Annotated in this window: 21 protein-coding genes; 14 read left to right on the top strand and 7 right to left on the bottom strand. The window is 47.0% G+C overall.

Annotated elements, in window-relative coordinates:
* Positions 1–57: 57 nt before the first annotated feature.
* Positions 58–906: an SIS domain-containing protein gene (locus tag ACLIIY_RS18215; RefSeq protein ID WP_009705064.1), complete on the top strand. Its 849-nt coding sequence runs from the start codon at positions 58–60 to the stop codon at positions 904–906.
* Positions 907–1,008: 102 nt separating this feature from the next.
* Here the strand turns inward: ACLIIY_RS18215 and ACLIIY_RS18210 are convergent, their stop codons facing one another.
* Positions 1,009–2,268, bottom strand: coding sequence for an SGNH/GDSL hydrolase family protein (locus tag ACLIIY_RS18210; RefSeq protein WP_434529537.1), 1,260 nt, complete (start codon positions 2,266–2,268; stop codon positions 1,009–1,011).
* A gap of 435 nt (positions 2,269–2,703) precedes the next feature.
* Between ACLIIY_RS18210 and ACLIIY_RS18205 the strand changes: the two genes are divergently transcribed.
* The gene (locus ACLIIY_RS18205; protein ID WP_050907009.1) at positions 2,704–5,079 is read left to right on the top strand and encodes a S8 family serine peptidase; all 2,376 of its coding nucleotides are present in this window, start codon (positions 2,704–2,706) and stop codon (positions 5,077–5,079) included.
* A gap of 9 nt (positions 5,080–5,088) precedes the next feature.
* Positions 5,089–5,451: a hypothetical protein gene (locus tag ACLIIY_RS18200; RefSeq protein WP_050938334.1), complete on the top strand. Its 363-nt coding sequence runs from the start codon at positions 5,089–5,091 to the stop codon at positions 5,449–5,451.
* Between the two features lie 86 nt (positions 5,452–5,537).
* Here the strand turns inward: ACLIIY_RS18200 and phnX are convergent, their stop codons facing one another.
* The 3 genes from phnX to phnW form a co-directional block, all read right to left on the bottom strand.
* On the bottom strand, positions 5,538–6,353 hold the full coding sequence (gene phnX, locus ACLIIY_RS18195; RefSeq protein ID WP_434529053.1) for a phosphonoacetaldehyde hydrolase: 816 nt from the start codon (positions 6,351–6,353) through the stop codon (positions 5,538–5,540).
* A 90-nt stretch (positions 6,354–6,443) separates the two neighbouring features.
* On the bottom strand, positions 6,444–7,823 hold the full coding sequence (locus ACLIIY_RS18190) for an aspartate aminotransferase family protein (protein WP_434529052.1): 1,380 nt from the start codon (positions 7,821–7,823) through the stop codon (positions 6,444–6,446).
* Positions 7,824–7,849: 26 nt separating this feature from the next.
* Positions 7,850–8,953: a 2-aminoethylphosphonate--pyruvate transaminase gene (gene phnW / locus ACLIIY_RS18185; RefSeq protein WP_078608815.1), complete on the bottom strand. Its 1,104-nt coding sequence runs from the start codon at positions 8,951–8,953 to the stop codon at positions 7,850–7,852.
* Between the two features lie 266 nt (positions 8,954–9,219).
* Here phnW and ACLIIY_RS18180 point away from each other — a divergent pair, with 266 nt between their 5' ends.
* The 5 genes from ACLIIY_RS18180 (at position 9,220) to ACLIIY_RS18160 (ending at position 15,263) form a co-directional block, all read left to right on the top strand.
* Positions 9,220–10,230 (top strand): putative 2-aminoethylphosphonate ABC transporter substrate-binding protein, encoded by a 1,011-nt coding sequence (locus ACLIIY_RS18180; protein ID WP_005384363.1) that lies wholly within the window; start codon positions 9,220–9,222, stop codon positions 10,228–10,230.
* 507 nt (positions 10,231–10,737) lie between these two features.
* Positions 10,738–11,844, top strand: coding sequence for a putative 2-aminoethylphosphonate ABC transporter ATP-binding protein (locus tag ACLIIY_RS18175; RefSeq protein WP_434529051.1), 1,107 nt, complete (start codon positions 10,738–10,740; stop codon positions 11,842–11,844).
* A gap of 8 nt (positions 11,845–11,852) precedes the next feature.
* Positions 11,853–13,577 carry a putative 2-aminoethylphosphonate ABC transporter permease subunit gene (locus ACLIIY_RS18170; RefSeq protein ID WP_205461106.1) on the top strand — a complete coding sequence of 575 codons (1,725 nt, stop codon included), beginning with the start codon at positions 11,853–11,855 and terminating at the stop codon, positions 13,575–13,577.
* A gap of 9 nt (positions 13,578–13,586) precedes the next feature.
* Positions 13,587–14,291, top strand: coding sequence for a phosphonate utilization transcriptional regulator PhnR (gene phnR, locus ACLIIY_RS18165; protein WP_017635094.1), 705 nt, complete (start codon positions 13,587–13,589; stop codon positions 14,289–14,291).
* 66 nt (positions 14,292–14,357) lie between these two features.
* Complete coding sequence (locus ACLIIY_RS18160) at positions 14,358–15,263, top strand: EamA family transporter (RefSeq protein ID WP_005442368.1); 906 nt, start codon at positions 14,358–14,360, stop codon at positions 15,261–15,263.
* Positions 15,264–15,353: 90 nt separating this feature from the next.
* Here the strand turns inward: ACLIIY_RS18160 and ACLIIY_RS18155 are convergent, their stop codons facing one another.
* Entirely contained in the window at positions 15,354–15,905 is a 552-nt protein-coding gene (locus tag ACLIIY_RS18155) for an outer membrane beta-barrel protein (protein WP_434529050.1), read from the bottom strand.
* Between the two features lie 44 nt (positions 15,906–15,949).
* On the bottom strand, positions 15,950–16,855 hold the full coding sequence (locus ACLIIY_RS18150) for a VirK/YbjX family protein (protein WP_408739374.1): 906 nt from the start codon (positions 16,853–16,855) through the stop codon (positions 15,950–15,952).
* Between the two features lie 526 nt (positions 16,856–17,381).
* Here ACLIIY_RS18150 and ACLIIY_RS18145 point away from each other — a divergent pair.
* From ACLIIY_RS18145 to ACLIIY_RS18120, 6 genes are all read left to right on the top strand, one after another.
* Positions 17,382–17,741: a DUF3316 domain-containing protein gene (locus ACLIIY_RS18145; protein WP_005442378.1), complete on the top strand. Its 360-nt coding sequence runs from the start codon at positions 17,382–17,384 to the stop codon at positions 17,739–17,741.
* 259 nt (positions 17,742–18,000) lie between these two features.
* Positions 18,001–19,401 (top strand): FAD-dependent oxidoreductase, encoded by a 1,401-nt coding sequence (locus tag ACLIIY_RS18140; protein WP_434529049.1) that lies wholly within the window; start codon positions 18,001–18,003, stop codon positions 19,399–19,401.
* A gap of 113 nt (positions 19,402–19,514) precedes the next feature.
* On the top strand, positions 19,515–20,639 hold the full coding sequence (locus tag ACLIIY_RS18135) for a M14 family metallopeptidase (RefSeq protein WP_009705048.1): 1,125 nt from the start codon (positions 19,515–19,517) through the stop codon (positions 20,637–20,639).
* Positions 20,640–21,254: 615 nt separating this feature from the next.
* Positions 21,255–22,220, top strand: a complete 966-nt coding sequence (locus ACLIIY_RS18130; RefSeq protein WP_038895869.1) for an OmpA family protein — start codon at positions 21,255–21,257, stop codon at positions 22,218–22,220.
* A 119-nt stretch (positions 22,221–22,339) separates the two neighbouring features.
* Positions 22,340–23,221, top strand: a complete 882-nt coding sequence (locus ACLIIY_RS18125; RefSeq protein WP_434146095.1) for a LysR substrate-binding domain-containing protein — start codon at positions 22,340–22,342, stop codon at positions 23,219–23,221.
* Positions 23,222–23,374: 153 nt separating this feature from the next.
* Positions 23,375–24,160, top strand: coding sequence for a phosphotransferase enzyme family protein (locus tag ACLIIY_RS18120; RefSeq protein WP_408696595.1), 786 nt, complete (start codon positions 23,375–23,377; stop codon positions 24,158–24,160).
* On the opposite strand, the gene ACLIIY_RS18115 is transcribed toward ACLIIY_RS18120, so the two are convergent.
* Positions 24,157–25,047 carry a LysR substrate-binding domain-containing protein gene (locus ACLIIY_RS18115; protein WP_434529048.1) on the bottom strand — a complete coding sequence of 297 codons (891 nt, stop codon included), beginning with the start codon at positions 25,045–25,047 and terminating at the stop codon, positions 24,157–24,159. The genes ACLIIY_RS18120 and ACLIIY_RS18115 overlap by 4 nt on opposite strands.
* Positions 25,048–25,188: the final 141 nt, after the last annotated feature.

Here is a 25,188-nt window from a genome sequence, read left to right as displayed (position 1 = left end):
GAGAGAGCGGTAGCTATGTATAATGATCCGACTGTTTCACAAGGAATGATATTGTCCGTGGATGTCAATCAAGTAATTCCCAATATTCGTATGCGTATGCCTTCACTCACGCGTACCGAACAATCCATTGCGGAAAACTTTCTCAAGCCTCACTTCATGCAGAAGTCGACTTCAATTAAAGAAGTGGCGGAGCGATTGGGGGTGTCAACGGCGTTGATCGTTAAGGTGTCAAAGAAGCTTGGCTTCAGTGGTTTCAAACAGCTTAAAGACGCGTTAAACGCCCATCATCACTCAGATTCCTACGCGCCAAGTGAGCAACTTCAGCCGGATGATTCTTGCGAGCAGATCGTCACTAAGGTGCTGCAAAACTCCATCAATGCCTTGACGGAAATCCTCAACTTTGTGGATGCCAATATGGTGAGCGCTGCCGCCGAGGCCATCATTAACGCGCGTAACATTGAGTTGTACGCAGCGGGTGGTTCGAACATCATCTGTGAAGATTTCCAGCACAAGCTTTTGCGTTTTGGTATTCGCGCCTCAGTGCCTCGTGACCGTCACTTAATGTTGATGTCGGCTAGCGTGTTGAGCGAAAAAGACGTGGTGCTGGTGGTATCGCATTCAGGTCAAACCGTTGATTTGATGGATGCTGTCCGTCTTGCGAAGCAATCTGGTGCGACGATCATCTCTATCACCAACAACTTCCACGCTGAGTTGTCCCAGCTTTCCGATTACCCGCTATACGCGCCAGCATCACCAGAACCGCTATTGGGTAAAAACGGCATCGCGCGCTTGGTCAAACTTGCCATGATCGACAGCTTGTATGCGACCATCGCGAGTAAGATTCCAGACCAAGCGGAAGAGAATTTAGAGAAGACCACCAAAGCAGTGGCGATTCTGCACCGATAAAGGTCGCTGAACGAGGCAAAGCTTCGAGATAAACAGGATTCAAAAACAATAAAGGCTGACATTACGTCAGCCTTTTTCTTATCTGTCTCTCGGGTTTTAGGATTAGAACGGATGGTTCGATAGCTGGTTGCTGCTTTCTAGCATCTTTTCAGCTACGTAGCGATGCGTGGCTGTAGTTGGGTGAGTCACATCCCAGAACACAAACTTGTCAGAGCCAGACGAGGCACACTCTGAGCGCAACGCATGGTGATACAAGTAATCTGCAGAAGACGAACGGTTGATGTCTTGGCAAGCTTGGCTCGCGTTAACGAAGCCGTGTTGCTCTGGGTTCGCTGTTAAGCTTTCAAACAGGGCATGGGTATCATACAGAGTGATGTTGTAGCCTTGCGCTGTGTAATACGCCGCTTGTGTTTTGATGAACTCGTTCATCTCGACGATCTTCGCACGGATCTTGTCGATTTCCTCTTGAGTTGAGTAGGTAAACTGTGGCGCACGAGTGGCGTCTGGCAGCGTCATCAACAACAAGTTCTTCGCACCCGCATCGGTCAGTTTGATCAATGCTTCCGCGTAGTCTGATTTCACTTCGGGAACGCTGCGGTTGTAGTTCATGAAGTCATTCAAACCAAACTCAAGTGTAAACAGGGTATTAGCTGGCTTGTAGTTTTTTGCCAGTTTCGCATACGCCAAGTAAGAGGAAACTTGCTCACCCACTCCCGTCAGAGCGATGTATTGGTTTTCACCTGCTGCGCCGCCAACAGCCCAGTTGTAGAGCGGTAGGTTCTTGGCTTGAGCAATGTACTCTGTCCATACAAACCCGTTAGAGAAATGCCCTAAGAACCAGCTATTTGGATTCGGGAATCGCCATTGTGATGCGTTAAAGATGTTGCCTGTATCCGACAAACTGTCACCCAGCGCGACGACCTTGTTGATTTGATCGGGCTGCATGACTGGATCGTTGCTCCAGATGGTGTGGTTATAGGAGAAACGGTTATCGACAGCAAAGAAGGTGATGTCAGCGTTGTCATTCGCTAGATCTAGGGTCTGCTCACAACGCTCTTTGATGATGCTTTGTGGTGTGTCGGTGTAAAACATGTTTTTGAAAGAAACAGCACTCCACCAATAGCCGTCAATTGTGAAGTAACTGCCGTCAGGATTCTCTGCCCATTCCCAATCTGTCGCAGGCTCGTCTTCTGAATAACTGGTGCGGTACCAACAGCGAACATAAGTGTAGGTTTGTTTCGCTTGCGCACTTCTGACTTGCGAGGCGCTTACCATTTCAGGAGTCAGTGATGGCTCGTCGGCGTGAGCCAAACTCAGTGGTAGTAATAATGCACTAAGTAACGTAATGGTCTTATTCATGATTCACTCTCTATGATGATTATCGTCATGATTTAAGTGAGAATTTATCTCACTAAACGCCCTCATTCTGAGTAAATACCCTACTTAGTCAAATATCTAATTATTCATTCTGTCAATTTTGGTACCGCAATCGTATTTCAATAGATTTGGTAAATACTAAGATTTTATAAAATCTAGAATAATTACTCACTAACATTAATTTAACATGCACTTTTTGTGTTAATAAGTAATTGCTTTATAAGGTTTTGGTGGTGTTTTTGTATGTTAACTAAATCTGTTGTTTAGATGATCTTTTGTTCATTGTTGTGTATTCATGAAACAAATTGTTTGGCATTTTTAGGCGATAACCTATAGCTGAATCGCTCATGAATAAGTCAGGGTTATGATTTTTCATGAGGATAAAGTGAATAAAAATCAGCTCAAAAAGGAATAGAGCAAATGCATCACACAACAACTAAATTAAATGGCTTGTTTTCATTATCTGCCGTTGCAGTAGCACTGACATTTTCGATGTCAGCGCATGCGGCTCCTTTAACGGGGTTCGACGAATCTAACTTGCCGACCAAATACATCGTCAAATTTAAAGAAGATACGTCCAGTCCTTCAGCATTAGGTGGGAACTCATTCTGGGGGCCACGCATCGCGCAAGAGTCGGTCTTAGATCAGCTCAAAGCGCGTAAAGTGGAAAAGCTAGGAAACCGCGCGATCTACAGCGTGGAGATGGAAGACTCGGAGTTGGGGCAATTACGTAACCGCAGTGATGTGGAATACGTTGAAATTGACCCACCGCGTTATCTGTTAAGCGAGACTATCCCCTGGGGTTATGAGGCGGTGAACGCCCAACTTCTGGATGACTCAAATGCAGGAAATCGCACCGTGTGTATCATCGACTCGGGTTACGATCTGGCGCACAACGATCTGAGTGGTAACCGAGTGTCGGGTACAAACGATAGCGGTACCGGCTCTTGGAGTGTTCCGGGGAACAACAACGCTCACGGTACACACGTAGCGGGTACGATTGCCGCGATTGCCAACACAGAGGGCATCAAAGGCGTTATGCCAAACCAAAACGTGAATTTGCACATCGTTAAGGTGTTCAATGAAGCGGGTTGGGGCTACTCATCCAGCTTGGTGAAAGCGGTACAAACTTGTGCTGACAACGGCGCGAACGTAGTCAACATGAGCCTTGGTGGTAGCCAGTCGAGTGTGACGGAGAAAAACGCGTTGCAAACCATTTACGACCAAGGCGTGCTGCTGATTGCCGCTGCGGGTAACGATGGTAATACTGCGCACAGCTACCCAGCGTCTTACGATTCAGTTATGTCCGTTGCGGCAGTGGATGATAAGCGTGATCACGCGGCGTTCTCTCAAGCGACAGACCAAGTTGAAATCGCAGGTCCGGGCGTAGCGATTCTATCTACGGTGACAGTGGGCGAGGGTAAGCTTTCAGACATTCGCTTGAACGGTGTTAGCCAGTTCGATCGTGGCATCGTTCCTCACAACCGCTTGATCCAATCGGGCGGCAGTTACGGTCCTGATCCAGTAGCAGGTTCCATCACGGCGACACTAGCAAGCTGTGACGTATCCGGTAGCAGCTTCAGCTGTGGTGATATGTCTGGCAAGATCTGTTTGACCGAGCGTGTGGGCAACCAATCATCAGGTAACTACCCAGAAATCGATGCAGTTCAAGCGTGTTACAACGCAGGCGCAAGTGCGGCGATTGTGTACAGTAACTCTGAGCTACCGGGCTTGCAGAATCCTTTCCTTGTCGATCAAAACAACGCGGCGCGTATTGTGTCAGTGACGGTTGATCGTGCTTTCGGTCAGGAGCTGTTGGGCTATGTTGGTCAAGACATCACGGTATCGACCACCAAGGGTGAAGACTACGAGTACTACAACGGCACTTCGATGGCGACACCGCACGTAACGGGTGTTGCAGGTTTAGTGTGGAGTTACCATCCAACCTGTACCGCAGCACAAGTACGTAACGCACTGATCAAGACAGCAACGGACATCGACGTAACAGGTCGTGATAACCGCACTGGTCATGGTCTTGTGAATGCTGAGGCTGCGAAACAATACCTAGACGCAGGCTGTAATGGTCCGGATGGCGGCGGCTCTGGCAACGACAACGTTCTAGAAAATGGTGTGGCGAAAACGCAGCTTTCTGGCGGCAGCAAATCAAGCACAGTATTCGTGTTTGACGTCCCAGCGGATGCAACGCAAGCGACATTCAACATGAGTGGTGGCTCTGGTGATGCTGACCTTTACGTGCGCTTTAACGGCACACCAAGCACCAGCACTTACGACTGTCGTTCATGGGCAGGCGGTAATGGCGAAAGCTGTAGCTTGAACGTATCTGGCGCAGGGCAATATGAAGTATTGGTTTACGGCTACAGCGCGTACTCTGGTGTTTCTCTTGTTGCCGCGCATAACGGTTCGGGTGATTCATCAGGCGGCGGTTCTGCACCTTCTAGCTACACCAACTCGAATGCAGTAGCGATTCCTGACAACAGCTCTGCAGGTATCGTAAGCCCATTAGATGTGGCTCGCTCTGGCGATGCAGGTTCAGTGACTATCGACTTGGATATCACTCACACCTACATTGGCGATCTTCGTGTCACGCTAACGTCACCAGATGGTGGTCAAGTAGTACTGCACGACAATGCGGGTGGTGGTGCGAACGACATTAAAACCAGTTTCCAAGCGGACTTCTCTGGTTTTGAATCGCAAGGCACATGGGAACTTAAAGCGGTGGACAATGCCAGAAGAGACACAGGCACCATCAACAGTTGGACTCTGACCTTTCAATAAGGAGTGACTATGAAGAAGTTGACCTTACTTTCTTTGTCTGCGGTAGGCGCTACCGCACTATTGGCAATCGGACTGAGCTCAAGCAGCTTGGCAAACAATCAAGGATTTCCTCTCGTGGATGAACGCCAAGATCAAGCCGAGCAGCAACCTGCACGTTACTTTGTTAAGTATCATGAAGGAAAAGAGAGCGAAGTGAGAGCGCTTCTTCGTCAGCACAACATTGAAGTGGTCGACGCTCTGGTGAAACAACACGTGTTGATTGTGGTGGGTGAACAGGCGGAAGTCGATAAACTCGCCGATCACGATGCGGTCGAATACACCGAGCAAGAGCCGACAAGAAAGCTGCTATCTAACGGAACTACGCTTCAATAAGCCAAACCTCCTTAAGATAGTGCCAAAAAGAAAAACGCCCCTCACGTGAGGGGCGTTTGTTTTCTTTCATTTGCGGAAGGTAAAGATTAAGGACGCTCACCTGCCGCTAGGCGACGTTCGATATCTGCAACCACTTCTGGGAAGTCAGCAATGGTGTCGATAAGGTAGTGCGGCGAGCTCTTGATCAATTTTGCACGCGCTTTTTCACGAGCAGCATTAAGCGTTGCTTCGTCCGCGGCTTGGTATTCTTCAAACGTTAGACCTGCTTCGTTACCAGAAAGCATCAAACCAACGGTCCACATACCGGCGTTGTGACCTTCATCAATGCCCGGTGCTGCGTCATCCACTTTGATACACGCATTAACGTCGGTAACATTCAGCTCAATCACGTTTTTCAGTGCCATAAATGGTGCCGGGCGACCACCTTGCGGTAGGTCATCCGTTGCTACTACGTAATCTGGTTTGTAGCCGTAGTCCGCTGCAACAGGAATCAGTACGTCCATCACTTCGCGAGGGTAACCAGAACAAGAACCGATCTTGATGTCTTTGTCTTTCAGACCGTTCACAACTTCAATCGCATTAAGGATTGGTTCTGCATGGTCTGCCACTTTTGCTTTTTGCAGAGGCATGAATGCTGCGTAGATAGCGTCGATGTCTTTGCTGGTCATTGAGCGACCAAACTTCTCATTCCAACGCTTATCAACAGCAGGGATGCGACCCACAGCTTGGATGTGATCCCACTTACCAAGTCCCATTGGTTCGCGCGCTTCTTCAAGGTCGATTTCAAAATCAAAGCCTTGTTTGAATGCTTCCACAAAGATGCTGGTTGGCGCAAAAGAGCCGAAATCGACGATAGTGCCAGCCCAGTCAAAGATCACTGCTTGAATTGGTGAGTTGCTCATGTTCAATCCTTTTTCTTGCTTGCCAGAGCGCTTGCCTACACGTTTGAACTGCACTCTGAATCAATTGGTTTTTGTTGAGGTCTATTGACCCTAAAAGTAGTTAAAGTCTTTACACACTTTGGCGATGGCTTCTTCGAAGATCGCCAACGCTTCTGTCAGTTGTTCGCGGGTGATGATCAGCGGTGGGCTGAGTTGAATCACGTTACCTTGCGATACCTTGAAGCTCACGCCGTTGTTGAGGCATTGGTAAAGCACAGCTTCCGCTTCGTCATACGCGCGTGCTTTGCTTTCGTGGTCAGTGACCAACTCAATACCCCACAACATGCCAATGCCACGTACATCACCAATCACTGGGTATTTGGCTTTCATCTCTAGCAGCTTTTCACGCATGAACTGGCTGTCAGCTTTGGCTTTATCTAGCAAGCCGTCTTGCTCAATAGCTTCCATGGTTGCCAGTGCCGCAGCACAACCGATAGGGCTTTTCTCATGAGTGTAATGACCCATTGAGATTTGCTCGGCGGTGTTGTATTTGTCTTTGGTTACCATGGCTGCGATAGGCACTAAGCCACCACCCAAACCTTTACCGATGCAGAGCACATCTGGCTCGATGTCGTAGGCTTGGTAGGTAAACCATTCTCCGCTGCGACCCATGCCATTCGGGATGTCGTCGATGATCAACATGACATTGTGTTTGTCACAGATTTCTCGAATGCGTTTCCAGTAGGCTTTGCTCGGCACTTGTACGTCGGTATTACGAACTGCTTCTGCGATAAACGCGCCCACGCCGCCTTCTTTCTCAATCACGTATTCAAGGTAATCGGCGTAATGCACATCGCTGTCGTCTGCGACCGGTAAAGCGCCACGATAAGACACCGCTGGTGGAATGCGCTCAACACCTGCCATTAATGGTCCCATGCCTTGGCGGAAACACGCTTCACCACCCACTGAGATAGCATCTAACGATGCGCCGTGGAAGGAATCCCACAGAGACACCACCTTGTAGTTGCCTGTGATGTGGCGCGCTAGTTTAAGTGCCATACCAACCGCAGATGTGCCTCCCGGAGCAAACAGCACGCGGTTCAATTCGCCGCCACAGATTTGTGTGAGTTTTTCGGCACATTCAATCGCGGTTTCATTGGTAAAACGACGTGGTGAAAACGGCAGTTTGGCAATTTGCTCTTGCACACGTTTAATCACATGCGGGTGACCGTAGCCCAGTTGATGGACGTTATTGCCATGGAAATCCATGTACTTTTTACCGGTAGCATCTTGGATGTAGATGCCTTCTGCTGCTTCCAAGGTATCTAAGCACGGCGTCGACATGGCTTGATGAAGAAAGACCTCCGAATCACGCTTCAACAATGCTTGTGTGCGTTCATCGTCCATCGATGTATTCCAAGCTTGGCGCGCTGGTGTTGTGTTAACATCGCCTTCGCTGCGGAAGTGGGTGGGTTTGATATTCTGAGTCATAACGCTCTCTCAATCAGAAGGCTGCTTTACGCAACTTGCCAGTACATTGCTTTTTCAATTGCACCGATTAAGCGCTCGATATCTGCTGGGTAAACTTCACCAATGTTGCCGATGCGGAAGCAATCTGCGTTCGATACCTTACCCGGATAGATCACGAAGCCCTGCTCTTTCAAACGTGTGTAGAACGCTTTGAACTGGTAATCACTGTGCGTCGGAGAGTAGAAAGAAGTGATGATTGGCGAGTGAAGGTCATCACTCAGTAGTGGCTCAAACCCCAAAGAACGCATACCTGCAACCAGTGTTTTCTGGTTAGTTTGGTAACGGTGATGACGAGCTTCAATGCCGCCTTCTTGCTCCAGCTCTAATAGTGCTTGGTAGAAAGCGCGAACCGTGTGCGTTGGAGACGTGAAACGCCATTTACCGTGGTTCACTTCCATGCAGTGCCACTGGTCGTAAAGATCAAGGCTCAAAGAACGTGCCTGACCTTGGCACTTTTCGAGCTCAGTTTGTTTTGCAATCACAAAGCCAAAGCCCGGCACGCCTTGAATACATTTGTTTGCAGAGCTGATCATAAAATCGATGCCTAGCTCTGCGATATCGATAGGAATGCCACCAAAGCTCGACATGGCATCGAGAATCACGACTTTACCGTGTGCTTTTGCCGCAGAAGCAAATGCCTCAATTGGGTTAAGCATGCCAGTGGTTGTCTCGCAATGAACAATCGCCACGTGTGTGATTGTAGGATCCGATGCCAATGCAGTTTCCACCTCGTTCAAGTGTGGCTGTGATGTTTCGCCTGGGGAAACTACATGGCATGGAATATTTAGGTATTCAGCGATCTGAGCGATACGTGCACCGTACGCACCGTTGTCGACAACCAACAATTTTCCATCTTTGCCAATGGCGCTGCCAATCGTTGCTTCTACTGATGCGGTCCCGCTACCTTGCATTAGTACGCTGGTGTAGCCGTCTTGTTGAGTCGCCAGTTTTACAAGCTTAGTGCGGATCACTTCTACGATGTCTTTGTTGTATTCATCATCCCAAGTACACCAGTCTTTAAGCATGGCTTCACGTACCGTTTCAGAAGTAGATAGAGGACCTGGAGTCAGTAGTAGGTATTCGTTTTTCATCTCGATTTCCATCAGAATAGGCTAATTGGTCTACACCAAATTTCGAGTTCACTCTAGCGAGGAAGAAAAGGGCAGTAAATAGGCGAATATCCAATTTCATAAAACTTTAATATCCAGAAAATGGCGGATCAATTGAACGATTATTCATCGCAAATTTTCGTAAAACTGCCATTTAATGGTCATGATTTCGTCACAAAGGCTCAGTAGGGTGTATATCGTCAACTGGTACAGACCAAATGAAAACTTAGCCAAATTAACTGGAGAAAATGATGAAAAACCGTTTGATGAAAGGATCGCTGGCTGCACTTGTCTCTCTGCTAGCTACGAATGCAATGGCAGCACAGGAAGTCACGGTTTACACCGCTTTCGAAACTGACATTCTTGCGAAATACAAGTCTGCGTTTGAGAAAGATAACCCAGATATCAAGATTAAGTGGGTTCGCGATTCAACCGGTATCATGACGGCGAAATTGCTGGCAGAAAAGAACAACCCTCAAGCGGAAGTGGTTTGGGGTCTTGCTGGCTCGTCAATGGCACTGCTTAAAGATGAAGGTCTTCTTAAGCCTTACACACCAAAAGGTTTGGAAGAGTTGCACGCGAACCTAAACGACCCTCAATCAAACCAAGCTTGGTTCGGTAACGATGCGTTCTTTAACGCAGTTTGTTTCAACGAAGCGGTAGCGAAACAACTTAACCTGCCTAAACCAACGTCTTGGGAAGACCTAACGAAGCCGGTTTACAAAGGTCACATTGCAATGCCGAACCCAGCGTCTTCAGGGACTGGCTACATGCAGGTTTCTGCTTGGCTACAAAACATGGGTGAAGATCAGGCATGGAATTACATGCGTGACTTAGACAAGAACATTGCACACTACACGCACTCTGGTTCTAAGCCATGTGTTCAAGCGGGTATGGGTGAAGTGGCTATCGGTATTTCGATGGCAAGCCGCGGCGCGAAGCTGAAAACACAAGGTGCACCACTAGCGGTGATCACACCAAAAGGCATCGGCTGGGAATCAGAAGCCGTTGGTCTAGTAAAAGAGTCTGATGCAGCGAAGCGCGTTGTCGACTGGTCAATCTCTAAAGCGGCAAACGAACTTTACGTGGAAATGTACCCAGTGGTTGCACATAAAGAAGTGAAAGCGACCGTGTCTAACTTCCCGAACGTTCAAGAGAACATGGCGAAGATGGACTTCGCGCAAATGGGCAGCAAGCGTGCAGAGATTCTAGCGGCATGGTCTGAGAAGTTCGACGCGAAATCAGAACCAAAGTCTTAATTGAATTTGCTTTGAGTTGAATACTGAAATCCACCTCGGTTGAGGTGGATTTTTTGTTTTCTCTGTTATTTCAGAGTTTGTTGAGAGTAGATTCCTAGTCTCACCTAGGTTCGCTGGAATGACGGACTTAAGAAAGTTGGGAGCTTCTATCCGCACTCACCACGTCATTCTCGAGAGCGACGAAGGAGTGAGTCGGGAATCTCAGAATATAGTGCTTGTAAGAGATTCCGGATGGCTCGCTTAGGCTCGTCCGGAATGACGATCTTAAGTATATGGAGTGAAGGTCAAAACTTGTCGTTCTGAGCCGCGAATGTGATTTCAGAATTTATGATCCACACTCATCACGTCATTCTCGAGAGTGACGAAGGAGCGAGTCGGGAATCTCTAATTGTCACGTAAACAAACTTCGCTTCCCTTCATCTATTTGTCATCTTCTGGCTATAAATTTGTCATTGGAACGTAACACTCCAAAACTAAAGTTGGTATATACCATTTGGAGCGTGTGTTATGTCAACTAACCAACATTACCTAAATATCGAAAATGTAGTGAAGCAATTCGGACAGTTCACTGCATTAAAGAAAATCTCGCTAGCGATTGAGAAGGGCGAGTTCGTTTGTTTTCTTGGTCCTTCTGGCTGCGGTAAAACCACTCTGCTACGTGCCATTGCAGGTCTAGACTTGCCAACGTCTGGTGCGATTTTTCAAAACGGTCAAGAGACCACATTCCTACCACCAGAGAAGCGCGATTTCGGCATCGTATTCCAATCTTATGCGCTGTTTCCGAACCTAACTGTGCAAGAGAACATTGCGGTGGGTTTGAAGAATCAAGGCATGCCTACCAAAGAAGCGTTAGAGAAGGTGGATTATTGGTTAGAAACCATTGGTCTTCCAACCTCTGGCGAGAAATTTCCTAACCAACTTTCTGGTGGTCAGCAGCAGCGTGTGGCACTTGCTCGCGCATTGGCGTTGTCTCCGGGTCTACTGCTGCTTGATGAGCCGCTGTCAGCGCTGGATGCAAAAGTACGTGTTCACTTACGTGATGAGATTTGTAAGCTGCAACGCAAGCTGGGCATCACTACCATCATGGTTACGCACGATCAGGATGAAGCGTTGTCGATGGCGGATCGTATCGTGGTAATGAACCATGGCGTGATTGAGCAAGTCGGTACGCCTCAAGAGATCTACCAACAACCAGCTACGCGCTTTGTCGCTGAGTTTGTCGGCAGCATGAACTTTATTGAAACCTCAGTCGCAACGGACTCCCAAGTACGCATTGCCGAAACCTTGATGCCAGCGCCAAGCTTGACCAATCGTAAGATCCAACGTGGTGACCGCTTTGACCTTGCGGTGCGTCCTGAAAGCATCAAGTTCGTTGAAAACTACAATAACTCTTTACCTGTGCGAGTTACCGCTACCGAGTTTCTGGGGGCGTTTTTCCGCATTGATTGCGTATTGCAAAACGACAGCTCAACGAAAACCATCGTCGTGGATGTGCCTGTGGAAACGGTTCAAAAACTCAATATCAAGGCGGGCGATGTACGTTACATCCAGTTTGCTGAAGAAGGGCTGCATGGTTACGCCGTGCCCTCGGTTGATAAAGCGCTAGCGGCGTAGGTGTAAACATGGATGCGAAGACAATGACGATGAATAGCCTGACCACACAAGACAAAGCAAAATCCCTACTCGGACGTGTTAGCCGCGACAACCTTGTGTTGTTTGGTTTGCTCGCTGGCTTGTCGACCATGATGGTGTTGTTCATCTTAATGCCGCTTTGGGCTATGTTGACCAAGAGTGTGCAAAATGCCAATGGCGAATTTGTCGGATTGGCAAACTTTGCGACGTACTTTTCCTCTTCAAGCTTGTGGGTGTCGGTGGGCAACACCTTCACTTTGGGCGTGATAGTGACCTCGTTAGTCGGTGTGCTTGCATTTGGCTATGCCTACGCGCTGACTCGTTCATGCATGCCGTTTAAAGGTTTGTTCCAAATCCTAGGTACTGCGCCAATTCTTGCGCCTTCGCTGTTACCAGCGATCAGTTTGATCTTCCTTTTCGGTAATCAAGGCATTGCCAAAGAGATGTTGTTAGGAAACTCGATTTACGGCGTGATTGGTATCTCGATGGGTTTGATTTTCTGGACCTTTCCTCATGCATTAATGATCTTAACCACTTCGCTGCGTACTTCAGATGCCCGTTTGTATGAAGCAGCCCGCGCACTTAAAACTTCACCAATCAAAACCTTCTTTATGGTGACGTTACCTGCGGCGAAATACGGTTTGATCAGTACGCTTATTGTGGTTTTTACATTGGTTATCACGGACTTTGGTGTGCCGAAAGTGATTGGAGGCAGCTACAACGTTCTGGCGACTGACATCTTCAAGCAAGTCGTGGGACAGCAAAACTTTGCCATGGGTGCGGTGACTAGCATTATGTTGTTATTCCCTGCGGTAATGGCGTTTGGCGCAGACCGCTGGGTACAGAAAAAACAAAAGAGCTTATTCGACACTCGCTCGGTGCCTTATCAGCCAGAACCTAACAAAGCGCGCGACAGCATTTGTTTGGTTTACTGCAGCATCATTTCTATCGCAGTGTTGGCTGTGCTTGGCATGGCGGTGTATGGCTCGTTAGTTACGTTCTGGCCTTGGAACAAAGCTCTAACGTTAAACAACTACAACTTTGCTGAAATGAGCACCTACGGTTGGAGCCCATTCTTCAACTCGCTAACGCTGGCAGGTTGGACGGCAGTTATTGGTACAGCCATCATCTTTGTCGGTGCTTACTGCATTGAGAAAGGACGTGCGTTTGGTCCAATTCGTCAAGTGATGCAAATGCTTAGCGTGGTGCCAATGGCGGTTCCTGGTATGGTGCTTGGCTTGGGTTACATCTTTTACTTCAACGATGCGAACAATCCTCTGAATGTGCTTTATGGCACCATGGCATTCTTGGTAATTAACACGGTAGTGCATTACTACACCGTGGGTCACATGACCGCCTTGACAGCGCTAAAGCAGTTGCCATCGGAGATTGAAGCCACGGCGGCATCGGTGAAGCTTCCTCAATACAAGTTGTTCTTTAAAGTGACATTACCTGTGTGTTTACCTGCGATTTTGGACATTGCGACTTACTTGTTTGTTAATGCATTGACCACCACTTCTGCGGTAGTATTCCTTTACTCAACCGATACGATTCCGGCTTCGGTCTCGATTCTGAACATGGACGATGCAGGTCAAACTGGCGCTGCTGCGGCAATGGCTGTGATGATCATGATTGCTGCCGCAATTGCGAAGATTGTTCAGATGACTTTGGGTAAATTGTTAGAGAATCGCACACAAGCTTGGCGCAAAAGATAAGGACACTTCGTGCAATACGTAAAAATTAAAGATTCGATTGTTGAACAGATTGAAGCGGGCATGCTATCGCCGCGTCAAAAACTGCCAGCAGAGCGTAAGTTGGCGGAGTCGTTCGACACTACACGCGTCACTCTGCGTGAAGCTTTATCACTGCTAGAAGCGGAAGGTCGAATCTATCGCGAAGATCGCCGAGGTTGGTTTATCTCACCTGAGCCATTGCGTTACGATCCAACCCAAACGCTGAACTTCCCGAACATGGCGAAAGCGCAAAATCGTGTGCCAAAAACGGAGTTGGTTGCAGCAAAAGGGACGTTGGCAAACAAACAAGCGGCGCGTTTGCTGGACTTGCAGCCTTTCTCGGATGTGTATCGAGTCGACCGTGTACGATACCTTGAAGACAGACCTGTGGTGTTCGTAACAAACTACATTCGTCCAGAGCTGTTTCCGAACCTGCTGGATTACGATTTATCAAATTCACTGACGGACATTTACCGCGAGCATTATGGCGTGACGTATCAAAAGATTCGCTACCGCATTTCAACCAGCACTTTGTTGGGTGAAATGGCTCAGGCACTGCGCGCGACAGCCGGTACGCCAGCGATGGTGGTGGAGCGCATCAACTATAACCAACACGGTGAGTTGATTGATTGCGATATCGAATATTGGCGACACGATGCCATTAGCATTGAATCTCTGGCGGAACTCCATCGTTAAGTGGATTTTCTCATTATCTAAGGCTCCATCTCGGGGCCTTTATTTTATTCAGACAGGAACATTGAAATGGATTTGTTGGCGATTGGTCTCGTCGTTTTCTCTGCTGTTCTTCATGCGGGCTGGAATATCCTTGGCAAAAGCAACTCAGGCTCTGGACTCGCGTTTACCATGGCCGCCAGCTTTTCTGCATGTTTCATTCTTACCCCTTATTTGATTTGGTATTTGGCAACCATTGGCTGGACATCATTACCGAGTGAGTTTTGGGGATTGCTGTTCATTAGCGGCATTTCACAAATGGTTTATCTGGTTGGTTTGATTGTCGCTTATAAGCATGCTGATGTGGGGGTGGTTTATCCGATTGCTCGGGCACTGCCTGTGATGATGGTCGGCGCAATCAGTGTTGCATTGGGACATGAATTATCCAGTCAGCAGTGGCTTGGATTCTTACTAATTACTCTTGGTTGTATGCTGGTACCACTGACGAATTTTCGTCAGATGACATTGGGCTCTTATTTGAACGTTGGTGTGTTCTGGGCATTGATTGCCGCAATAGGCACAACGGGTTACTCGGTAGTCGATAAAGAAGCGCTGAGTTTACTCACAGGACAAGCATCAGAGATCTTGAATGATCAGTACAGTGCAATCTTCTACTTGGGCGTGCAGTTTTGGGCGATTGGTATTCCAGCCCTTGTATGGTGCTTAGTTATGGGCAAGCCAGATGAGATTAAGACAGCGTGGCAGATCCGCAAAACAGCCAGCATGGCAGGGGTAATGATGGCATCCACCTACGGCTTGGTGCTGTTTGCGATGACCATGACCGACAACGTGAGTTTGGTGGTGGCACTAAGGCAAATCAGCATTGTGTTTGGGTTGTTTATGGGGATTTGGTTTCTGTCTGAGAAATGGTATCTCACTCGAGGGCTTGGCGTTACTTCTATCGTGGCGGGGATCATTCTTGCGTTGACGAACTGACACATATTGATGAAAGAAAAAGGCAGCGACTCAGGCCATCGCAGCCTTTTTCTTTTTTAGTTTTTGGGAAGGGTAGGAGTATAAGGGACGTCAGAAACGCAATTGAGCGCCGAACATCACGCCACCGGAATCAAAATCACTGTTCTTTGAGTACACATACTCAGCATTCAAACCAAAGTGCTTGTAGCTCCATTCTAATCCTGCCGCCGCTTCACCGCCAACGCTAGTGTGTTCAATGTTTCGGCTCTGTCCATTCACCTTGTAAGTGTACTCAAGGGTGTAGAGCGTCATACCTGCTTTACCGTAAAGTTCGAAACCAGCACCAAGAGGGTAGCTAGCATAGCCGCTTAATCGTGGGCCAGAAAAGCTCGTGTCGGTAACCTCTGAAATTGGGCTTAACAGCGTTGAGCCAATACCATCAAACGCCCCTTTAAAGCCCGCTTCAATCCCGAAGTTTTGGGTCGGCATGTATCGGTAATAAATTTCACCAAGAAACATATCACCGGATTCTTTACTTGCGGGGGCGTCATAGCTTACACCGCCATAACCTAGGTTCGTGCCTATGATGTGCTTGCTTGTACTTGCGTTCGCCGATAGGGAAAGAGTCGACAACACCAGAGCAGCAGCGAATGAATAACGCATGAACGTTTCTCCTCAGCTTTTTAGCTTTTAGCCTTTTAGCTTTTTTAGTTTCTTAGTACTTGTTCGAATGTTGCTTTGGTGTTGTCTAGCCATTCATAACGACGACGGTACATCGAACGTTTAGATCGCGACATCCCGTCGAGATCACGGCGCGGAGCATTCACTGGGAGTGAGTAGAAGTTGCGATCGTACTCAGTACCGCCAAGTTCCTTCCACAATGCATCGTAATCCGTTTTGATTCGCCCTTTGCTATAACGTTTAGCGGCATAAGTGTGTGACTGGGTTTTCACTGCAAGAATGGTTTCAACACCCCAAATCTGAGCAAGAAGATCCAGAAGGCTGACCATCAAACTTTTTGGGCGTTGACCGTACAATTTACGAGTCAGCTTTTTGATTTTTTCATTGCTAGTTTCGTTGCTGCGTGGGCCTTGTAAGCCACCAATCATGATGCTGCGAGCACCTTTCTCGTGTCCCAATGTGAACGACAGAGTATAGAAGTGGCCATCTTCTTGGCTGTGTAATACCAAGCTCATGTCGCCTTCTTTTTGGTAGCGAGCTTCATAAACCAATTTGACCGTGTAGAGAATATCCTCGATCTCAAAGGTCATCAGAGTGAGTCCCTTGGCATCGGTATAGATCTGTTTCATTAGATCAGGCGAGACGAGCTCCGACACTGTGTTGTAGTGATCAACCACAAGCGCTGAACGATCAATCGCAGGGCTGTTTTTTACGATATACGGACGAAATGGTTTTTCTAAGAATCGATGAGTGCGCGTACATAGCATCTCCAACAGTGAAGACTCAATGTTGTCTGCCAGATACTTAAATGACTTTCGATAGAACAACGCACGCGCAATGAACTTGATGCGGTATGTCCAGATTGGATGATAAATCTCAGCATACTCATCCGAGTAAATGGTTTTGCTGTGGTGAAGGATGGATTTATTCATGGTTATTTCACTCCAAACTCATTTCCAGTGGTGTCGGTTCTGTCATGTGGCTGTGAGCGTTAGGTATCGAACGCAAAAAGGGAGAAAGCAAAGTGAGTCGTTCTTCACTCCAGCTAAGACAGTAACTAGTTTTGAACAGTGTTCTTTTGCTGAGGATTCTATGAGAAAAGCGTGGCGAGGTATTGTAAGGCTTGGTATGAGAGTGTCAGGATTCGCGGTCAGAGAGCGTACAGGAGAGAAGTATCGTGTCATATCCAAAACGCACTTATTTATAGCGATTAGATATATTAAATCCGATAAGAAGAAATTTAGACGGTATGATTAAGCTATCGAGAAAAGCTAATCTACGGATTTACTTAGTTTTTTATTAAAAGCAAAAGCCGAGTCTAACAGTCAATTAAAAATAAAATGGAAATTAATTAAAGTTTTTCTGAAATTAATCTGACTCGCTATAGGTCTCTATACGTACCCTACATTAATCGAGTATTTGGAACTCGATATTTAAAAGGTAAGTAAGGAGCACATTATGAAACGTTTAATCACTCTAGCAAGTCTTATCGCATTAACCGCTACTCCAATCGCTGCTATTGCTGGTGGTTACCAATGGACTAATAACAGCAGAACCATTCACGGTAATGTTGTAGACAGTAAACAAGCCGCTTACGACATGGGCTTTGAAATGATTAAGAACTATCAAAGCAAGTCGTCAGCACAGTTAAGAGACGAATTCAAAAGCTCATTTGATATCGTAGACCGCCAGTCTTTCTCTATTACTAATGCGAAAGTAACAGTAGATGAATTCTTGCAAGATAACGGTCAAATCGCATACCAACCAATATTGAATGTGAAATACGAATACCGCATGCGTGAACCTGGTAATCGTTAATTAATTTATTCGCTAGCATTTATAACTCTATTGCCTGTTTAATCCTTGTTGTATATTCGTTCTATTATTTTTGGGGAGCATTTGCTCCTCTTTTTTATTATTAAATACATATTCTTGGTGAATGTATTCCTTAAATATAATATCTCATAAATATTTTCTAACGCTCAGCGTAAGTTTTTCTAGCTCGTTGAATATTCGGTAGGTTTGTAAAGTGGTGACAAAGCACTGTTGTGTGCGTCACTTTTACAAAGGATATCGAATGACTCACCCTTCATATTGGTTTAAGCAAGCGCTTGAAATTGAGCAGCCAGAAACCGCTAAACCACTTCAACAAAATATCCAAGCAGATGTCGCTATCGTCGGCGGTGGTTACACAGGTCTTTGGACTGCGATCATGATCAAGCAGCAATCGCCGGAAAAACAGGTGGTTGTGATTGAAAAAGGCTTGTGTGGCAGTGGTGCATCGGGCGCAAACGGCGGTTGTATGCTGACTTGGTCGACAAAGTTTCCGACCTTGAAACGCTTATTCGGTGAAGAACACGCCGCTTGGTTGGTAAAAGAGTCGGAACAAGCAGTGCTAGAGATTGACGACTTTTGTCAGCAGCACAACATCGATGCGCAATTGTCATTGAAAGGGGTTTATTACACAGCAACCAACCACGCTCAAACTGGGGGAATGCAGCCAGTTGTGGACGAGTTAAAGCGTTTAAAAGTGAACAGTTGGCGCCGTTGTCAAGCAGAGGAGCTGCGTGTCAACGCGGGATCGCCGCGCAATATAGAAGGCTTCCACTCTCCAGTTGCTGCCAGCGTTCAACCTGCTTTATTGGCGAGAGGATTAAGACGCGTCGCAATGGAGTTGGGTGTTGAGATCTATGAGAATACGCCGATGACGCGTTTAGATTATGGAAAACCTGCCACTGTCTGTACACCTAAAGGAAATATTCAAGCGCAGCAGGTGGTGTTGGCATTGAACGCATGGATGGTCGAGCAGTTTAAGCAATTCAAAAGCAGTATCGTGGTGGTCTCTTCCGACATGGTGATCACCAAACCGCTTGGTGATGCGCTATCTCAATCTGGTTGGCAGGCAGGCTCTAGCGTGTTGGATTCACGTATCTTCGTCCACTATTACAGAGATACGCCAGATGGCCGTTTGATGTTGGGGAAAGGCGGCAATCAGTTCTCTTTCAACAACCAAGTCAATGCAATGTTCAACAAGCCAACACGCTATCAAGATCTACTGCGTAAATCGTTCGATAAGTTATTCCCGCGTTTGAAAGGAGCAGAGTTCGCTTATTCATGGACGGGCGGTTCAGATCGTTCCGCTACTGGTTTTCCATTCTTCGGTGAGTTAGATAACCAAAGCAATATCTTTTATGGCTTTGGTTATTCGGGTAACGGGGTGGCGCAAACTCGAATGGGCGGAAAGATCTTATCTTCGTTGGTATTGGGAATCGAGAATGAATGGACGAAAAGCGGTTTAGCCAAAGGGCCGTTGGGGCATTTCCCGCCAGAGCCATTTCGATGGACGGGAGCGATGATGGTACGCAACGCGGTACGCCGAAAAGAGGAAGCAGAAGATAACGAGCAGACGCCGTTCATCTGGGATAAGTGGCTAGCAAAACTCGCAGGACCAGCAGGCAAAGCGGATAAGCTCGACTAAACTGAATATTTTGATCGCAAACGGATAGGGAAGAAGTGAAAGTGTTAGAGGCACCTCTTCCCTTTGTGTTAGCCTCAGTCTTTCAAGCTCAGATGCAAAAGGTGAGTAATAAAATGAAAGTATTCAGCAACTTTGACAGCGGCAGCATTCACGTAGTGAAAGCGGACGACAAAAACGACATCCAACTCAAAATTCCTAACGACAACATGTCGGAATTCTACCAGTGGTTCCACTTCCGTCTAGAGACAGAAGCCGAGCAATCACACACCATCAAACTTCTTGATCTTGCGAAATCGGCTTACCCAGAAGGTTGGCAAGGTTACGACGTGGTTGCGTCTTACGATCGTGAAGAGTGGTTCCGAGTACCGGCAGAGTTCGATGGCGACACGCTGACTTTCACTGTTATCCCTGAGCGCAGCTCAATTTACTTCGCGTACTTTGCACCTTACACGTACGACCGTCATCTAGACCTGTTACACATGGCACAAAGCGCGCACCACTGCCAACTAGAGACGCTTGGTCATACGCTAGATGGCAATGACATGAGCTTGCTTACTTTCGGTGAGCCAGAAGAAGGCAAAAAGAAAATCTGGATGATTGCACGTCAGCACCCAGGTGAGACGATGGCAGAATGGTTCATGGAAGGCATGATCCAACGTCTGCTTGATGAGAACGACACGGTTGCGCGTGCATTGCTTGAAAAAGCAGTACTTTACGTTGTGCCAAACATGAACCCAGACGGCGGTGTGCGTGGTCACCTACGTACTAACGCGGTTGGCGTAAACCTAAACCGTGAGTGGCAAACGCCATCAATGGAAAAGAGTCCTGAAGTCTTCTTGGTTCGTGAGCGCATGCTAGAAACTGGCGTGGATATGTTCCTAGATATTCATGGTGATGAAGCTATCCCGTACAACTTTGTGGCGGGCTCTGAAGGTATTCCTTCTTATGACGAAGGCATGGCTGAGTTGGAAAACGCGTTTAAACAAGCACTTCTGACGATTACACCAGAGTTCCAAGACGAGATCGGTTACGACAAAGATGAACCGGGTAAAGCGAACCTAACCGTTGGCTCTAACTGGGTGGCAGAGCAATTCAAGTGTTTGTCTTACACCATTGAGATGCCATTCAAAGACAATAACAACCATCCAGACCCTCTATATGGTTGGTCTCCTGAGCGTAGTGTCTTGTTTGGACAGGATGTTTTGGCTGCAACATTGGCGGTCTCTGACAAAATTTAACGCAATTCGTTCACAGCCCGTACTTTACGGGCTGTCTTTTCTGCCACTATTCTTTCCACGTTCTCTATTGACGAACTACTTTCTAAGCGCTTTAAACAAAAAATCTGCAATATCTGATGGTTATCTGAGTATCGATAAGGATTTTTTGTCGTGACGACAAAAATAATGATTTATTTTAGAGATGGTTATTCTGTTAAAGTCCGTTTCGAGATTCTTGTCACAAAACTCATATCATCTCATAGGGTTACCGATCCAGAGTTTGCGGTTGAAGTAGGCACAGCCGATTAAATTACTTTTTAGTTGCTATGTGATTACAAGATAGAATCCGGATAATTTTCGTCCCGGAATCTTGTACCTACAGAGGTTTGCTCATCGTTATCTCTCACTCCTGATGTGCTGGTTAAAGGCGTCAGTGATATCGTGGCAGATAGGTGCATCAAAATTCCAACCAACGCTCTTAATGGATGAATCCCGATTAAGGCGTCGCATGATGATGCGTTAATAGAGATTGTTGGCGTAGTTTTTAATCACTTGAAAACAGTGTAGGTTCTGAGTTTCCTAAAAACAGATTTTTCTGGGGAAAGTAATCGGGTCGCCTCGCATAAAGGAAAAATAATGAAAAAGATCGCTCTTGCAGTGGCTACCGTTCTAGCTGGTGGCGTAATGTCGAATGTTGCTCTTGCTGATACATACATCGGCGGCAAACTTGGTTACAACGCTCTAAACGACGCATGTCACCTAGACGCTCCATGTGATGACGACAGCTTCGCAGCTGGTATGCACATTGGTTACAACTTCAACGAATACGTTGCAGCTGAATACGGTGTTGATTACCTAGGTAACTTCACAGCTAACTTCAACAAAGCTGGCAAAAACACAGTTGACGGTGACCTATGGGCGCTAACTCTAGCTCCTAAGTTCAACCTTCCTCTAACTGATTCTTGGAACCTATTTGCTAAAGTAGGTGCTGCATACATGATGGCTGGTGACGAGAAAGATTTCGTACCAACTGGCTCTCTAGGTGCTGAATACCAAATCAACTACAACTGGAGCCTACGCGCTGAGTACCAACGTTACCAAGACATGTCTGATGACATCATCGACGACATGGATGCTGACTTCTTCGGTATCGGCTTCAACTACAAGTTCGGTTCTGAGCCAGTAGTTCAAGAAGAAGTAGTTGAAACTCGTCCAGCGACTCGCATCGTTGAGAACGAATACCCAGCTCAAACAGCAACAGTACAATTCGGCCTAGAAAGCGCTGAACTACAAGACGCTTCTGCGTTCAACGGTACTGTAGAGCTAATGAACACTTACCCACAAGCTCAAGTTGAAATCAACGGCTACAGTGACACAACTGGTTCTGAAGCTTACAACCAACAGCTAACTGAGAAGCGTGCACAAGCAGTTGCTGATCACTTCCAAGCTGAAGGTATCGCTGCAGACCGTATGACTGTTAAAGGTATGGGCGAAGCTAACCCAGTAGCTAGCAACGAAACTCGCGAAGGTCGTGAAGAGAACCGTCGTGTAGAAGTTGTTGTTCCTGCGTTCCAATACCAAACTGAAGAAGCTGCTCAATAATTCATTATTGAATCAGTAACTTTAAAAGCCAGCGTCTGACGCTGGCTTTTTTGTTTCCCTTCATTTATCTGTCACAGCTCCGTCATAGTATTTTCTTACTTGTTCGTCTGGAGCCTGATATGCAAAACCTACCGCCACTCAATTCTCTCAAAGCGTTTGAGGCAACCGCTCGATTGCAAAGCTTTACTAAGGCGGCAGAAGAGCTCAATGTCACCCGTGCGGCGGTCAGTCAGCAGGTTAAATCCCTCGAAGTTTACTTAGACGCCACCTTGTTTGAACGCAATGGTGCTCAGCTCAATCTCACTCAAGCTGCTCATGATTATTTACCTGTGGTAAGTCATGTCTTTCAGAGTTTATCTGCTGCGACTCAACATCTTTTCTCCCGACAAAAGCAAGCGCAGTTAACGTTACACGTGGCACACAGCTTTTGTTCTCAATGGCTAATGCCGCGACTGGCGGATTTCCATCGCCAACACCCTAAAGTGAGTTTTAAAGTCTCTACCACCGCCAACGCAATGCCGAGCAACAGTGATATCGCTGATGTGGAGATCATTAATGGTTATGGCGATTGGCAGTCACAGCAAGCCATTCAACTGACACAAGAAAACTGGATTGTGGTGGCAAGCCCAGGCTTTTTGCATCTTAATCCCATTTCTCACTTATCTGATCTTGCTCGCTTGCCTAAGTTAGCTACGGGAGGCTACCAAGAAACATGGCAGTGTTGGTTAGCGTATCAAGGTGTCGAATGCAAAGGAGTGAAGCTCACAGGAGAGTTTGAGCACTCTCTATTAGCGATTGAAGCTGCGGTGAATCAACTGGGCATTTTGCTTGTAAGAGACTTATTGGTCGAGGACCATCTTCAGCAAGGCTCGTTGGTGCAAATCGGAGATTGGTCGATGCCAAGCCGAGGTGCGCATCACATGATTGTTCGCGGTGAAGAAAGGCCGCACGTGAAAGCATTTATCGAGTGGTTAAGGCAAAGTCTCGAAGCGCAATTTTAGGGCTCAATCACAAGACGGAAACGAACTGCGATTTATCTAACAATCTGAAACATTATCAGCCTCCATGAGTAAAGTTCGGGTGCTAAGATGACGAAGTACGTTTCATGTCGTCATCACTCACAGAGCGCACGCTCTGAGCATCAAGGAGCTGTAATGGAAGCGTTAGAAGGTGGCAGAGAGAATGCCATTTATCGTAAGGGAGAGCTCGTTAGCCGGCCTGCCAGTCATTGGACGATGACGGTTCATCAATTACTCCAACATCTTCACAGCCACGGCTTTGCCGCGTGTCCAAAAGCCGTCTCTATTGAGGGAGGAAAAGAGCTGCTGACTTTCGTTGAAGGCGAGACTTACAATTACCCGCTAGAAGGCCCAATTAGCTCGCTAACGGCGCTGAAATCTGCCGCTAAACTACTACGTCGTTTTCACGATGCCTCTGAAAGTTTCCTCAAGCTCAATACACAAGATGTCCATCACTGGATGCTGCCTTCACGCTCTCCAAAAGAGGTGATTTGCCATGGCGATTTCATGCCTTATAACGTCGCGTTAGAGGGCGATGTTGTGGTGGGGGTATTCGATTTTGATACCGCGCACCCAGCACCTCGAATTTGGGACATCGCCTTTTCTGTGTATGGCTGGGCACCGTTCAAAACTGATGAAGACGACAAAATGGGGACGCTTGAGGAGCAAATTCGCAGAGCCAAGATCTTCTGTGACGCTTATGGTTGTACTCGATTAGAACGTGAAGAGTTGGTTGAGGTAATGACGTTGCGTTTGACGGCGTTGGTAGACCACATGCGGTCAATGGCTGCGAAGGGCGATGCTCAGTTCCAAGCCAATATGGAAGACTGTCACCACAACGCTTACTTGCAAGATATTGAGTACATTAATAAGCATCACCAAGCCATTACGCTCGGTGTACTCGGCGAAATCAAATTTTAATCTGGCTTTGAATGCTGCTTAATGATGGATTGAATCACGTCAAACAACCATTGGTTTTGTGGGTCATGCTGCTGAGAACGTCGGCAGCTCATCACAAAGCTCACGCCAAGTTCCAGCCCGTTTGGTAGCTCGATACTGCGACATGATTCAGGAACGTTACCGCTCATGGTAATACCGAAATGGTCGGTGTTCATGATAATGCTGTGAATCATCGTAGGGTGCTCAATCTCAACTTTGGGCTCAACGTGAAAACCGATGTTTCTCAATCGATCCAAAAGCGGGTATTTGTGATCGTTCCAGCCCGGTGTTTTGAACAGAACAAACGTGTAATCACTCAAAGATTGAAAATCTTGTGCTGGGTGATCTTCTTTCACAAAAAAGACAGCTTTCCCCCGACCAAGTTCTTTTTGAGCGATGGATTGAGGCAGGTCTTCATCAAAGTAGTGAATAGCAATGGCATTCTCACCTTCAATGATGCGATTGCGCGCATCCGCCCCCCATCTTAAAAAGGCATAACTGGCGTGCGGTGCTTGCTTAAGTAGTTCGAGATAAAGCTTGTCACCGAATCGATCCCAAAACAGTGTGTTGGCGTAGATGGCAACCTCGCCCGCAAATAAATCTGGTGAGAACTGCTGTGGCTTAATGGCGTCTGCACTGGCGAGGATCTGTTCGAAGTGAGGCATGTTGGCTTCAATAAACGAGGTCGGCTCAAAGCCATTTTTGGTTTGAATGAACAAAGGATCGTCCAGTTGCGCTTTCATCTTGGTTAAGTTCTTACTGATGGCACCTGAGGTTTTCCCCATCGATTCTGCCACCAAACGAACATTACGCAGTTCATACATGCGCTTTAATACCAAGACGTTTTGCATATCTAGATTCATTGTCATTCTTTTACTCCCGCCAACGTTGCCACGGCATCATAACTCCGCCTCTTATAAAAAAAGACAGGGGATGGTCAATTCTAAGTTTATGGCAGAAAAGCATTTTTTGACCGAGGATTTCCATTTGGTAAATTCGGGTTTTCCTCG

Origin of the sequence: Vibrio sp. K4 (genome assembly GCF_051122595.1) — a bacterium.
GTDB classification, from domain to species: Bacteria; Pseudomonadota; Gammaproteobacteria; order Enterobacterales; family Vibrionaceae; genus Vibrio; species Vibrio owensii.
Note: the sequence above shows the minus strand (reverse complement) of the source record. Positions and strands in the feature narration are given on the sequence as shown.